Raw genomic sequence first — 15,741 nt, 5'->3', positions numbered from 1 at the left:
TATTGGCGTGCAGAAAGTGTACGCTGCCCGACAACAACGATAAATGTGCCGTGCGTCCAGGCCGTGACCGAACAGGCACAGCGAGAGGGCGGGCGACGCTAGAGAACCATGCGCGATGTCTCCGAGAGTGCCGCAGGAATGCGGCAGGCAATGCATGCAGGTGCACCACAACACGGCGATGAGCCAGGCTTTCATGAATCGGCGAACAACGGCCTGTTGATCGCCAGCCTGGCCGCGCTAGTCGTGCGCTTGGCCAGAATGTCCCTCTTTGAGGGGAAAATGGTATCCGGAACCAGTCGCACGCACGGCTCTCCGGTCGGCCTGGGGCCCGACGACCGCCGGGCCATGAGTGCCATCTCGAGAGCCTGCCTTGTCCAGGGTCTTCCCGACCATGGCGCAGAAATCCATGATCTTCTGGCACTGTGCACCCGTCCATTGGGCGAATGGTTGACGCTTCCCGAGGTCGTGCAAGCCGGACTGAATCACACGGTGCTGATTCACGCGGACGACGGCATTCCGACAGCAGAAGCCGAGGAACTGGCAGCGGGGTTCACCGGCATGACGGCTGCGATCGAGGAACAGTTATTCGCCAGGTTCGTGGATGTACTCAGTCGTCATCCCGAAGGGCAGGCCAACACTTACTACACCAAGGTGCGCGAGTTCGTCGTTCGCAATCCTGTGTGCAACCTTGACGAGTTTAAGGTCGGATTGACGGATGAGGTGCCGGCCCGCTTGTGGATGATTATCCAGCGGGAGTTTTACGAGGCCGTGCCAACAGGGTGGTGCATCGACGGGACTGTTCCCATCTGTGATCATTGCGGAAACGCAATGAAGAAGGGGCGAGCCGCGCTCGTATGTCGTACGGCGGCGTGTGTTGCGAGTCATGCCGCGCGTTCATCGCGATCCGTCGCCGCCAGTTCCGTAATGCGTGTCGCACGCGGTATCCGGCAGTACTGGGTTGAGCCGGGAATCGACGAACTCCGACTTTACGATGCTCTCCGAGCAAGCGGACTACCGGCCGAACTTTATCCGTTTCGTGACCGTGTCGACATCGCTGTGGGCGATACAGGCATAGATCTCAAAGCATATGTCAGCCCGGAGACACTCGGTCAAAAGTTTAGACGCAGCATAGGCGGCCTCGCTTACTACCCGCAGCGCCTGCTTGTCGTGCCGGACTGGCAGGCCGCATCCATGCCCTCGTATTTGGACCGGCTCAGTCGGGCCATGGGCCGGGATGACGTCACCTGCCTGACCGTCAGTCAGGCGCTTGCCAGACTCCGCTCAAAGGAATCGGGCTATGCGTGAACCCTTGCAGCCGTTCAGCGGGGTCAACCGCCTGAACTATCTGTGCATCATCGCATCCGAACTGCTGGAACAGAGCAGTCTGGCGGCGATGCCGGCTCTCGCCGCGGGGTTTGAGAGCGTAACGAACACGCTCAGTGAAGATGTTGCCCTCGCGCTGCGAAATATCAGGCTCGCTGGCATCGCGCCAGGCACGCTGAGTGAGCTACATCTGATGGCAGATGCCTACCGGCAGCATTATCGTCAGGTCGAACTGCGCAAGTCCCGGGGCGATGAAACTCTCAAGGACGAACCGCCGCAGCGATATCGGATCGATGAGAACCTCAATATCAGTCGAACCTGGACGCATCTCGTTCCCGAAGACATTACGGTCGCGCTGGCATGCCTGACCTCTATCAGGCCGTTGCGTCTGCGAGCACGTCCTCCCGTTCATGCTCCCGACAGGGGGGCGGAGATCGACGCCGAGCAGGGATATGCGGGTCTCATCGCTCCGCTTGGATTTACGCCCCCCGCTCCTCCAATGTACGACCTGGAGCGGGTAGGTACAGCTCCGGGCCTGGTGCGGTGGGAAGACCTCATCGCGATCGCGCGACGATTCGACGACGTCGACGTCACGGCGGAGCGCCAGCAGCCATCTGAGCGGCGCTGGTTTAACCGCCTGCACGACGCCCAAGGAATCCCGACGGCAGTCCTCATGGAACCAGGCAACGGGGGGCTGGTGAATGCCCAGGGCATTGACCTGACGGGACTAAAGCATCTGATTGGTCTTCCAGGCGCCGGGAAGACTACGCTTCTGTATTTACTGGCGGGATACCTGTCAGCGCAGGGCTATTCCGTCTGCTTTCTCTTCCCTTCTATCGAAGTAGCGAGCGGCTTTATCGAAACCCTGTCCCGCTATGAGGTTCCAGCCGGACTTCTTTCAGGGCAGAGCGAAACAGCACGCACCAAACACGTGCTCAACTTTGCAACCGCGCTGGCAAATCAGAACCACGGTTATGGCGTCACGCGCGAGATTGCGCCCTTCTTCGCGACAAACTGCGCCCTTGCGGGCTTTGCCAGCGATGAAGACATAGAGTTTCCGCACACCAACCCGCCGTGCTTCCAGGTGATGCAACGTCCGGAAACAGGAAAGCGTGTGCGTCGGCACCGATGCGCCCTTTCGTCCGTGTGTGGCCTGCAACACGGTGAGCGGATGCTCGGTGGCGCAACGATCTGGGCAGGCCACATCCTCTCGACGGACCGCCGCGTTTCTCCACTTTATACTGATGCGGAAGTCAGACACTTCGAGTATCTGGCGCGGACCTTTGATGTGCTCGTTGTCGACGAGTGCGACGGCGCCCAGACCAATCTCGACGGGCGCGGCACGCCTATGCTCAAGCTGTCAGGCGACTACGATTCGCTCTGGAGTACGCTCATCCGCGATCTGCACGATCCCGCTGCGCGCGGAAACAATGCGTTTGTGGCCGGCGTTACTGTGCCCTCACTGCTGGAGATGACCGGTCGCTTCGGGCGTGCGACGGAAAGACTTGTGTCCCATCTGCTGCATCTCCCTCCTGGTTTTCGCAAAGCCCACGCGAACGTACTGTTGACGTCGCTGTCAATCATCTCGGACATGTTCGCGGTTGACGACGACTGGGACGACGCGAGAAGGGATGTGTATGTGGAGGCACGGCGGGCGTTTGAGGGTGTATTCGACGCGGCCGTCAAGGTTGTAGCATTTCGCCATACGCCGCTTCACGGTGACGACGATGAGAGCATGAGTGACCTCGCCCGCACCCTAGATGAAGCGGCAAAGGCCACCTGTCAGAGCACGGAAACGGTCCGGGACCTGTATGACCGGTTGCTTCATGCGATTGAAGTGTGGGAACGTGATGGCAACGAGGCTGCCGTCCGTTCCATCGCGAAAGTGCTGCGCACAGTACCCGGTCTGCCGTCTAGTCACGACGATGAAACCTTCTACTGTTATACGACGCTTCTCGTCTCGGTTACGCTGCTCGTGCTTCAGCACTTTGGCCTTGCTCCCCACCTGCGCCTGATGAACACAATGGGGCTGGTAAGCGATAACGTCTTCGAAACGCGTTGTTCACGCGACCAGCTCGGCGTTCTGCCCGAATCACTGATCGGTCGCCTTAGCGGCATACGCTACACCGTCAGTGAAGAAGGTAATGTAGACGTCTCTCACGTCGGATTTGCCGGAACCCCACGCCTGCTGCCCCAGCGCATGATCGAACTTGGCAAGGAGCGTGGCGATGGCATGGCCGTACTCCTGACCAGTGCGACCTCGCTGCTTGAGCAGAGTCCGAGCTTTCACGTCGGCGTCGGACCGCATTACGTCCTGCGTCGTCCGAACGCGGGCAGCGGCTGGGAGAAATCGAGATACTGCTTCCTTCCGAAGCTCGATCCGCAGACCCAGCTTCCGTTGCGCTTCAGCGGCGCGAAGCTGCTGCAGCGGGAGCGCATCCTTAAGACGATAGTCGATCAGTTGCTTCGTCATGGCGTACTTTCCGACGTCGAGCAGGCTATCGTGAACAACGATGTCGTCAACGGGACGGGTCGCAAGGCGGCCTTCGTCGTCAACTCGTATGAACAGTGCGAGCAGCTTTTTGATCACATCTACGCGAATCATCCGTCGTGGCGCGGCCGCGTGCGCTACCTCGTGCAACCCAAGATTCACGGATCGCTTCACGATGCCGCCGTCACTGCCTCGGAGGTCGAAAGTCTAGGGGAAGACGAAAACTGGGATCTGCTGATCTTCCCCATGAGCGCGATTGGGCGAGGCGTAAACATCGTGTACCGCTTCGGCCGCCGGGTCGACAAGGCGATGATCGGGTCGCTCTTTTTTCTCACCCGGCCACATCCCCGCGGCGACAGCCTGCAACTGATCCAGGGACTCGTCGGAAGGGCTTCAGAAACGTTTGACCGCCGCGAGTTCGCCACCACGCAGGAGGCGCTGGGCGCGCTGCGCGAGGCAAGGCGCCGGACGTCCTCGACGATTGAATATCTGTTGCGAATGCAACTTGTTGCGCAAAGATTGGGGGAGTACGCGGAGCCGTTTGTGGCGGACCAGATGATCATGATTCTGCAGACGATCGGCAGAGCGATGCGTGGTGACTGCCCGGCCTTCGTGTACTTCGTGGATGCTGCCTGGGCGCCCAATTCTGCCAGAGGAATGCCCGACAACGAGCGAACCTCTATGCTTGTGATGATGCAGACGATACTCGCAAAGTGTCTCGCGCATCGCGATCCCGCCGTGCGCGAGAGCTATCAGAATCTTTACCAGTCTTTCTCCGTGCCCATGGGCGCAATCGAAAACCTATTGAACGATCGTCAGCATGTCTGAAGAAAAAACAATCACATGGACCCGCGTAGGCGGCCATACCGTGCGTGCACCGATGCTTATCGGTCGCAAGATCTCGCCCGAATGGCTGAAGCAGACGGTTTCGCTGGTCGAGTTTTCCTTTTCTGGTGAGCTCTTCAACAGCTTTTCCGCGATTCTCACGTCAGCGAAGCAGGAGAAAAAGAACCTGCCAGTGACGTCGCTTCGCACTGCGCTCACGGCGGGGCTTGACAAGATCATACGTCTTGACCGTGATCTCGGACTGCTCCCCGACGCAAACGGCCGACGCAGTAGCGCGATAGTGATGCTCCCAGACCTCAGTGAGGACGGAAATTACAGCGCCACACGTGATCGCATCGCGCGCTATCTCAGCCGCTGGCTCATGAATGAGGTTGAGCCCTGGGCGGAACGGCACAAGATGGGCACGCTTGCGTCTCGCATGAAAGCCACCATCCGGCCGGAACTGATTGTGCCTAGCGAAATCGAGGCCCCGTTAGTCCGCACGACTGACGGACAGCCCGATTTTCCGCTCATCGTTCGCATCATCGGTGGCAGCCTGATGGGCGAAGAACTCTTCGAAGGGCTAGGCGCATGTGAACTGGTGGCCAGTCCGGAGAGCCGATCCAACGCGATCGAACTGATGTCAATGCCGCAACGCGCAACCCGGGGTGACGATGTCTTCTCGATGGCCGCGCGACTGACGGTCAGTACCATGCCATACAGCCGCGACCTTTTCCTGGGCGTCTCCGCTATGAAAAGAGTGTGGGCGAAGAAGGTGCCGTTTGCCCATGGCAAGATGCCAAGGCGTGTCACGGGATATGTATTGGCCTCTGGACGACCCGCGGTCATGGTAGCCGTAGAGCGAACAAAAAGTGGCTGGGAGTTCGGCGAAGGTTACGCAGCGGCGCAGATCGAGTCGGGCTCCGCGCTGCCCGATACGCTTGAGGAAGCAGTGCGTCGGAGGGAGTTCGACGAGCGCAACGGCTGGTGGGCAGGCCTCCCCGAACTGCCGACGCTCTTCAAGTTTGTTTCTCCTCGGACGGTCTTCGAGGGCGACGAAGCGCGACTGCTGGAGACTGTTAGCGAAATCGTCGGCTATGCACTCGCACCGCGTCCTATCGGCTTGCGAGAAATCGCAATCAATCGAAAAAAGCGACCACTGCAGGAGATGTTGCGCCTGACGGACCTCGAATTCGGTGCTGCCGGTGATTCGCTCGTGTCCGGCTCTGATGCGGAAGAAGTCGATGTAGACGACGATGAGTCGGGCGACGAAGGTACTACCGAGCGCATCACGTCGATCGCAGACTACCGCGAACAGAACATCCGGGCGCTGAAGCTCTCTCACGGCGATATCAAGCCGATATTATGGGTATTGTGCGACCTCCCACGCGAGCAGGAAATCATTGCCAACTCGGTCCGAACGCTTTTCGGTGACGCCGTAGAAATAAAGCTTGAAGCGCTGCCCGTTGGTACCCACGGTCTGCGCGCTGATCTGGACGGTGTGAACCTGAATGCTCGTGGACGTTTTGACGAGCGTGTAAAACGCTGGCAGGTGGCGACGACAACCATCAGGCAGGTCAGTGGCACGCGACCCGTAATCGCGCTTATCTGCGCCCCAGACAAGTACCGGCAGCGCAACGAGGACGGTGTCAACTATTACGCCGGCATTCATGCGATGTCTTCGATCGGTGCGAACGTTCACCACCTGTTGCCCATCGAGGCACCTGATGATCCGGCCGCCGAACAGGCATTCCTTCACCGCACTCAAAGCGCGCTCCTGGACGTCTTTCTCGCGCACTCGGGGATCATTTTCGGCACCCGCGAATTCGTCGCCCAGCTTTTTTCGCCGGAGCATATGCCGCGGTGTATCTACGGTCTGCAGGCCATACGTTCGCGCGCCAGATTTGGAAGCGGAGAGGCCGGCTTCACCTTCCTGCTGAACACGCGCCTCGTGATTGATACCGGAGTGACTGAGGTTCAGTTTATCTACAAGGGAGGCAAGGGCACGCAACGGTCCGAATGGAAGCCGCTGTCGGCCGGCCTGCAGTGGCTGGGCAGCCAGCGGCAGTTGCACGCAGGAGATGACCGCTGGCTGAAAGGCGTCTTCGAGGATGCGACCAGAGAAACGCTGCTTTCGATCCACGAGACGGACCCATGTGCTGTGGTACTGATCGACTGGCAGAGCGTAGCGGGCCTATGGCGCGGAATTCGCGACACCGATTTGACGACGGGGGGCACAGTAAGGCTGGGAACCGCTGATCTTGCTCATTTCAAGCACATGAGCTTCGTGCGGCTGCGTCGCGGTGCCGACACGTTGTCGCTGCGCTCGGAGGTGAAAGTGACCTACGAGGGGTGGCTAAACAGTGACGAGCGGACGCATTCGGGCGAGACATTTATCGATGCCTATTACAGCACGGGCAAATCACTCGTTGAACTGTCGGAAGATAGCTCGGCTATCGAGCGTGGCTATGGTCATTTCATGGCGACGATGGGCTATGCGAAGACAGTTCAGGTAAAACGCGGTCTTTCCTGCTATCGCGCGACCCCGCGCATGCAGCAGATCGGGAAAGGCGCGAAGGAGTACTCGCAGAAAATGCTGGATCCTGCCGCATGGGATGCGTCGCTGCCTGCCAGTATGGAAATCACGGTACTGCGAACGCCCCAGAGCGTGACGGCGCGCAACGTCGCCATGCTGGTTATGGGACTGCGCATTGGCTACGCCCACTACGATGACTGGACAACGCTGCCCGCGCCGCTGTTCTTCCGCCGCAAGATCGAAGACTATGTGATCCGCTTTCCTGAGGACGAGGACGACGATCCGCCGCCGTCGAATGAGGCATCGCCGCCTGACGGCGGCGATGCACCGGACGAGAAGAATGAGTCGCCAGGGGCGCAGACTTATCTCTCGCGTCTCATCGAAAACTCAGAGAAGACCGACAGTCTTGCGGCGCAGGACGAGGTGGAACTTCCGGAGGTCAACCGGGCGGCGGCCACGAGCAACGAGACCGATCTCCTGACAAGCGTCAAGCTGACGCCGATGCCGACGTTGCACGGATCTAAAGATCTGAGAATTCGTCGGCTCGGGCAACGCATGATGTATCAGGACGCCGGGGTGCGCGTTCGTGTCGAGTTGCCATACTGGATAAAGACGAAAGGCATATTCGGAGAATTCAACACGACAGTCCGCAGGAAAGCCGCTTCTTACTGGAAGGCGCTTCGCGATATGGGCGTGGTCAGGAAGCTCGCTCCCATGCCTCGCGAAGGTGAATTGCTTGACTGGATGGGCGCGCTGCTCCAGGTGCCCCAGTCAGCCATGGCGCTCGCGCCAGCCTCTGACGTCATCGGGGGGCTGTCGTTCAGGCGTTTGCACGAACTCATCGAGACTGCATATAACCCTGGTCGCCCCGCCGAGGAACAGGTTCTTGGCTACTCCCTCAACCCGACAGTGCTCGAACAGCTAGCCCGATGGGCACAGCAGACGCGTCATGACGAGCTGATGGGCTGGCTGATTTTCCAGGTAGCCCAGTATCCCATCGGTGACTGGCGCGATGCAGTGATCGAAAACATCACTGATATTCCCGGCCCGTTGACCGAGGAGTCGCTGAAGTATTACCTCGACGTCGCATCCGCGGTGAACGATGCCATTGCGCAGTGTGACCATCTGAACAAGTTCCAGACCATCCTCAGGCGTCGCCCCAAGCCTGAGATGCAGCCAACTGTTGACAGCCTTGCAGCGACTGAGGGCAGGGTGTCTGTTGACGCAAAAGAGGACTCACTGCCCGCAAACACGTCTGCAGACGAGGACATGCGGAAGCCACACACAGATAGCGAGCAGGGTGGTTTGCTGCAACAGCCAGATCCTGCGCCGGCGCAGGTACCGGAGACACAGATGGCACACATCAATACTGAGGCGGCCGATACCTCGATGAAAGATGGGAATTCACCCGACGACGTCATCTTCCTGAACATCAGGTCAAGGATGGCAATGCAGGTTCAGAGGCTCGAACTTGGCACGAGCGAGTTTGCGCAGGCCGTTGCCGAGATCAACGAGTTCCTTACCGCACTTGAATTGATGCACCGCCGAGCGCTCGAACGTAACAGCGCCGCCCAACAGGCGCGAGAGCGTCGTGTTGCGCTACTAGAACGTTGTCAGCTTCTCCTGTCCAAGATAAAGCCGCTCGAACTGCAGCTCGGGTTGGGCGCGGTGAGCTGTGTAGAGGATCCCGAGGATATGGACGTCGCCGAAGACAGCGTCGCGCGCATCGACGCGCTTGTCGGCGACATTGAGGCCCTCGATTCACAGATGAAGAAGATCGAGGGCATGCCTGCCACGCCCGTGCTCGCCGAGCGACAGAAGCGCAACCGGATCTTGTCAGAAACTGTCGATTCGATGGTGAAGAGCGCCGAAGAACTGAAAGCGCTTGTTCTTCAAAGCCCCTGCTTTACGATGGCGACAGACGATGTTATCGAAGCTTCGAGCGAGGCCGAGGGGGACGTAAGCGCAGCCGCCGCGGTGATAGAGCACATCATGGCTCAGTCGGCACACGCGCTCCCGGCGTTGCCTGAGACCGACGAACCTAAGCAGGCAGCAGAGGTAACAGAGCCAACTTTTCCCGGCGTCGCTGAGACCGGTCTGGCGGAGGCCATGCTGGTTGAGCCGGCGGTCCGGCACGACATACCTGTACCGGAGCAGCGTGGCAGTGACGCAGGTGACGAAAGCGTTACGGATGGACTTTCGCCGATACATGAAAATGATACTGCCATAGCGGACGGTTTGTCGAAACATGCCGACCAGCCCCGGTCAGGCGACGATGCAGTACCTGTGACGATCGCCAATCCCGACGTGCCAGACGCCGTTGCGGGCGCAAACGAGCAGGCGTCAGACGAACTCGATGAAGAGCTGGAAACTGCGCATCAATTCGTCGAGAAGCACTCGGGCGTCTTGCAACGCCTTGTCGGACGACGGCTCTATGGTCTTGCTACCGTGCACGTGGAGGCAATGAAGCCGGTTCTTGGAGAGGTGGCAGCCGCCGAGACCAATACCCACTACGTTGTACTACATGCGCTGATCGAGTCGCTGTACAGGATGGACTGCCAGTTCGAGTTCGAAACACGGCTTGACCCGGCCCTCAAGGAGATGCTCATCACGCAGTCGCTGACAGGCAGCAGCCTCACCGATTCAGCATCGGTCGCGCTTGGCGTGCTAGCTGCCGGCCTCTCGAGCATGCTTTTTGACAGTTCAGACATCCAGTGGAACATTGGCCATGCGATCAGCGCTCCGCTGACCGGTCATCCCCGGCTCAGGGCGCTTATAGAACATATTGACACGATCCGCCAGCGCGGCCTGCAACTGACCCGGGATATGTTCCTCGTTTCGCAGATTGGCGATAAAGAAGCGTTGAAGCACGAACTGCAGCGCTTTCAGCACAGGGCCACGACCTGGAAGACAGCACCCGAGATTTACTCGAGCTGGAACCATCGCGGATTCAAGGCGATGCATGAGGAGATGTTCAGTGCGCGCAGTCCGATTGGCTCATGTCTTGAGAGTATAGCCAAAGGCGCGCCGGACAAGGTGACTGCATGCTACGAAGAAGTTCGCCGCAAGATGGATAAGCCGGCGGCAATGGTCGATGAAATTTTTCGCAAACTCGGCGAACGTACCCGCCCCGATGGCCTTTTCAGGTCTCGGGCGATCGAAAACATCGAAGTCACTAGAAGATTCATCGAGAGTTATCTTGATCACGCCCGGCGTCAGGAAAATCCGAACGTCGAGCTTGTCAAAAGTACGCTGAGCTTTCTCGCCGCACTGCACCGACATCTTGAGGACTCGCTGCCCGAAATCACCGCGATTGCAACCCGGGGACACCTGGAAGCGTTCTATCGTGATGCCGCTATCTCGGCGATCAAGTGTGCATTGCGTCTGTATGACAACAATCAAGCCCCTGCGTGTATTCCGCAGGAAAAGCAGAAGTTGCTCATTCAGGCGCCGCTTGGGCGCGATCTCATGCCCGTGCTCGCCCCGGTTGACGAGCACACGCCGGCACTCTGTGTACCCGCGGCGATCCTTGAAGAAACCGGGCGATGGGCTGGTGAAGGACTATCTATTGGTGCTGACGGCGACAGTATCGATGAGGCGTTGAAGGAAGCGCTTCGTCAACACCTTGCAGCGCAGCGCTACATTCCCGCCTTCCACATTGACTCATGCCTCCCGCGCTCGATGCTCTCTGCTGGCGACGCGCCCGTACTTCAGCACTATAACCAGCGAAAAACCGCGTTCAGCGCAGAACTGCAAAGGGCCCGACAACGTGTCACGCATGCGATGACGCTGTCTGCCTTGACACAGAATGAGGCCAACAGCATGCAACGCGTGATCGAAGCAATGCAGGACTCACTACGCCCGGAGAAGGGCATCGGTCACCCCCTGGCAGACGGCGTTATCTATGCAGACTTTCCACAGGCGGCAGCTGTGTTGCGTCATCGTGTCCTGATGCCGCTGGCGGCCCGACTGAACGAAGTCGCCCGACGGCTGGAAGAAGATCTCAACGGATATGCTGAGGCAAACCGGGGACTTGCATCTTCCCAGGATATCCAGCGCATCCGAGCCATGCTGCAGTCGGACAACGCAGCAAACCTGCGCACGGCTCACGATGCACTCGCGCTTCTCAAGGCCACGCACAAGCTCCCGGTCCGTCTTGGAGGCCGCGCGGACGTAGCGTCGGACTACGACCAGTTCATGACCCGGGTCCATCAGTCGGTCCACAGCAACAAGTCCCCACTGGAGGCATTGTGTGTGGCACTTGAGCAACCGGCTACAGACGACGATCCGGAATGGATGACGGCGCTTTCCAGCGACGAGCGTGAGGAGGCTGTAAAGCTCGTCAGAGCGTGGCTGGATCTGTTCGTGGCCCCCCGCCAGAAGCTCTCGGGCGATAGCAGGCAACTGGAAACGGTCTTCCATCTTCTGGGGATCAACCATACACCGTCGACGATTCCGGAGCACGGCCGCACAAACCGCTTACGCTTCATGCTGCCAGACCGTTCGTTCACGTTCCCCACAACGGCCGACGACGAGATGTTTATCCCGCCCGTGCTTGGCTCGCGGGCTGTGCACATTCAAGGATTCATGATGTTCGGTCACTCGAACGAAAATGGTCTACGGCAGCTCATGCATGAGATTGGCGGGACGCCGACCGTCGTGCTCGCCCGCGCGCGTCTGAACATGACGCGGCGCGCCCGTGTTTGCGGCGCGGCGCCAGCGCTGCTGATCGATGACGAACTGGTGGCATACGTCGCGCTACATCCGGGCGAGCGTCTGCAAGCGCTCATGCGGGTCGGCATGCTGAGCTTCAATACCAATCCGTACGACGACTACGGTGGCCGCCCTGTGCCAACAGAGATGTTCTTTGGGCGTCAGGTCGAGCTCGCCAAGCTCCGCGATGTGAAGAGTCTGGGCGTTCTCTACGGTGGGCGCCGCCTCGGGAAATCGTCGCTCCTTGCACAGGTCGAACTTGAGACGCAAAGTACGCCTGGCATGTCCGCGGTGTATATCTCGATGGATACAATTGACTCGTCGACGAATCATGTGCATGCGGCATGGAGTTTTGTTTACCGGAATCTCCTTTCGCGGAAAATTGTTGGCCCGATGTCGGGCCAACCGACGCAGTGGCAGCAGATCAGGGACTGGATTGAGAAGGAGGTGCAGGGCAGAACTGATCTGAAATCGATCTATCTGCTGATCGACGAAGCTGATTCACTGATGGGAAGGGAGCTGCGCCTCGCGAAGGGAGAAGTCGGGTTCGTCCGCAGCCTCCAGCAGATGGTCGAAAACCTTCATCACGCATGCCACATCCGGTACGTGATTGCGGGCCTCCACAACATGACGCGTATGACCTCCGAGGAAAACTCGGTACTCGGCAAGGCGGAAACGATCGCGCTGGAGCCGTTCAGTTCTGCATCCGACATCCAGCGCGGCATCCGTCTCATCACAAAGCCGCTGGCGGCCATGGGATTCCTTTTTGCGCACAGTGAAGAAGATCTTCCGTTGCGCATCCTGTCCGTTTGCAATTTTTATCCGGCGTTCATCCAGCTTTATTGCAAGAGCCTTGTCGATCGGCTGATGAACCGACGTCAGGATGCAAAGCCGCCGCTGTATATCACGGCAGACGATCTGGATGCGGTCGAGAATGACAGTTCGCTGCTGAGCGAACTCCGCCACAAGTTCGAACTGAATCTGAATCTCGACAAACGCTACAAGGCAATCGCGCTGCTGCTTGCGGATGTCTACTACTCCCAAAGCGCGTCCGGTCCCTACGCAGGCCTCACAATTTCGGAAATCAGCGATCTCTGTGAAACCCTTGTACCTACCCATTTCGCAAACGCCGGGCCGGGCGTCTATGAAGCCCTGCTGGAGGAAATGATCAAGCTCAACGTGCTGGAGCGGGTCAATACACGCTATGTGCTGCGGAACCCCAACATCGCCATGATGATGGGCGATGCCGATCGGGTGGCCCACAAGCTCGACGAGCTCGCCAAGGAGCCGCCGGAGGAAACGCGTAACCGCGGCGAGAGACGTGTCACCATGGACCACGGCACAAGCAGTATCCCGTTTCCTTTCCCTGTCGCCTGGGTACGCCGTTACATGGACTCATCCGACGGCGAACTGCTGGTGCTCACAGGAAATGAACTGAGCGGGATCGTTGAACTGAACATACCGGCTGGCAGAGACGAATGGAAGATCGGCCAGGATGGCGTCTACACCATGATGCCGGGTATTGGGCCGATGTCCGCCAATGACTATCTGGTCACGTTGCGCCGAAACAGAGGAGCGCACCCTGTCAGACGCATTGTCGCAGTACGTCCGGCGGCCTGGAACATCGCTCACATTCCCGCCTTCGTGCAGGCTGCCCAGAAGGCCGCCAAGCAGAACCTTGACGTTCGTTTCGCGCTGCTCGCGTTGCCGGAGCGCGCACTCGAGCTTGCGCAGGCTATCGAGGCGAAAAAAATCGACACGGCTGGCTGGCGGGTCGTCCCGCTGCCACAGTGGACCGAGGATGCTGTCTACTTCCGTCTCCAGGAAAACTCCGAGGTGTCCGAAAACTCCGATGCGCTATCGGCCCTTATCAGGGCATCGTGCGGATTCGACAAGGAAGTGCAGCGCGTGTGCAGCTCGACCATGACTGTTGAGGACGCACTCCGGGCGCCTGAACTCGCGAAGCGCGCCTTTGGAGAAAATCTGGAACAGTTTTACCGCCGCATCAATCTCCCGGCGACATTCGCGCCAGAACGACGCGAAGTTGTGAACTCCTTCCTCGAAACAATCAAGGGGGCGCCTCGCCTGTCGGCAGAAGTGGACGATGTGCGTGACATGGTCGGCGTGGCGTCGGCTGAGATGGAATTCCTCCACTGGATGGGTATTCTTCAGGAAGGCGCTGGTGGCACCTGGACCGTTCCCGAAATTTACTTCGAGTTACTTACTGCCAGATAAGATGGACAGGCCAACTATCGTTCCCGAACTGTACTGGAATCTGCCAGGACCATGCGACTTCGTCACGCGCATCGAAGAGACAGCGGCGAGTTCTCGACTACTGTGGATCAACCTTCCCATCGACACCTTGCCCGGCACATGGGAGGGGGTTCAGCGTGGACTCAGACATGGACATATCGAACGGATCGTTACGCTCAGAATCAGTGGAGGTACTGACATCGCGGCTGACGTCGGCGTTCATTTCGGCCGCAAGCATGTGACGGCAGCCGAACTGATCCTGCTGCAGGCCGACCGTCGCAGCGCCGTTATTCTTATGCCGGACGGACCTGCCGGAGTTCAGAACATCGAACGGTACGGGAGCGCTTTTCTTCGATCAATTGGCACAGGCGAAGGTAATGTTCATCTTGTGCTGGGCGTGCATGAGGAATCGCTGCCGAGGGACGAGCGGGAAGGGGGCGTTCAGGTAATCACGTTCGACGGAGGCCTCTCCGCCGATGAGATGGACGCGTACGTGTCCCTCCGTATGCTGGCACGCCCTGGGCCGGGAACGACCAAACTGTCGCGGGCTATCGTCGCTGAATTCGCTGGCTTCGATGTCGAGCTCGCAGAACGGATCATGCAGATGAGCGAGCCACAGCTCGTCAATATCATCGCTCATTTGCAGCAGTTGATGAACGACACGCCGTCGCGATGGCGAACGCGGTCCTGGCTGATGCGAACGTGCTCAAATGCAGCACCTGAGGCAACCCACGTGCTCAATGACGCGTACATGGCAGAGCACGGTCACCCCGAGTCCCGCGACGACGCACTCAACCGGATCAGGCGTCGATATTGGCGAGCGTGCGTAAAGACATTGACTCCCTGGCTCGAGGAGCGACGCCTGTCAGTCATTCGACGGTTCAGCAGCCAGTTGCAGAGGGAAGCTGCCTTGAACAATGGCAAGGTTGCACGCCCCATCGACCAGACCCGCGTCAAGCTGATGGATCCGGACGAACTCGAGTACAACAACATCGTCGGAATGTGCAAGCTGGGAAAGCTAGTAGCAACTACGACGGACGAAATCTGCGCCGAGCAGGTCTGCAGGCTCGCCAAGCCCGTGCGGGACGATATCGCGCATCTCCGGATGCCTAAACCGGGTGACATAGCACAACTGATCCGCGAGATGGATCGCCTTCTTTCCAATTAGGGCGGCGTTGAATAGCGGCACTGACGGCTGCAGACGTCACCTCGGACGGGGCTAAGTTCTGAATTGATGCTCGTATAGCCGGAGCAATCGTATGCGGTTGTAGCGCGTCAGGAGCTTAGGTCAACATGGTACTTTTGAACGTTTTTGTTCCGGCGCATTAGGGGATAACCATTGCGAATTGATTCGTGTCTCGGTGCCGGATAGCATCTTTTCGAAGGACAGCAGAAAGATGCCGACAGAAGGGCCGGGCCTATCCGTCATTTTGTGGGCGAGGCATATCATGAGAGGTAAAAGTCATGGATATGCCAATGAAGAAGAAACGCACGGTGGCGTCTCAGGCAGCGGCCCGAGGGCCGCTGCCTGAACTGCCCAAAGCACTGCTGGACGAGCTGGTCAAGGGGCCGATGACGCCGACCGAGGTGCAGGATCTGA

4 protein-coding genes and 1 pseudogene are annotated in these 15,741 nt (G+C 58.9%); all 5 read left to right on the top strand.

All coding sequences use genetic code 11. From position 1 onward, the window contains the following. Positions 1 to 108: 108 nt before the first annotated feature. Positions 109 to 1,305: a hypothetical protein gene (locus KFO72_RS16395; protein WP_225032579.1), complete on the top strand. Its 1,197-nt coding sequence runs from the start codon at positions 109 to 111 to the stop codon at positions 1,303 to 1,305. Beyond that, complete coding sequence (locus KFO72_RS16390; RefSeq protein WP_225032578.1) at positions 1,298 to 4,642, top strand: ATP-binding protein; 3,345 nt, start codon at positions 1,298 to 1,300, stop codon at positions 4,640 to 4,642. Before KFO72_RS16395 ends, KFO72_RS16390 begins: the two co-directional genes overlap by 8 nt. Beyond that, positions 4,635 to 14,123: an RNaseH domain-containing protein gene (locus KFO72_RS16385; protein ID WP_225032577.1), complete on the top strand. Its 9,489-nt coding sequence runs from the start codon at positions 4,635 to 4,637 to the stop codon at positions 14,121 to 14,123. The genes KFO72_RS16390 and KFO72_RS16385 overlap by 8 nt, the downstream gene beginning before the upstream one ends. 1 nt (position 14,124) lies before the next feature. Next, positions 14,125 to 15,309 carry a hypothetical protein gene (locus KFO72_RS16380; protein ID WP_225032576.1) on the top strand — a complete coding sequence of 395 codons (1,185 nt, stop codon included), beginning with the start codon at positions 14,125 to 14,127 and terminating at the stop codon, positions 15,307 to 15,309. Between the two features lie 296 nt (positions 15,310 to 15,605). Then, a pseudogene (locus KFO72_RS42555) lies at positions 15,606 to 15,741 on the top strand (IS256 family transposase); the annotation flags it as partial.

It is taken from the genome of Paraburkholderia sp. XV, from assembly GCF_020177535.1.
Classification (GTDB): Bacteria; Pseudomonadota; Gammaproteobacteria; order Burkholderiales; family Burkholderiaceae; genus Paraburkholderia; species Paraburkholderia caribensis.
The sequence above is the reverse complement of the archived record's forward strand: the minus strand, read 5'-3'. Positions and strand labels throughout refer to the sequence as shown.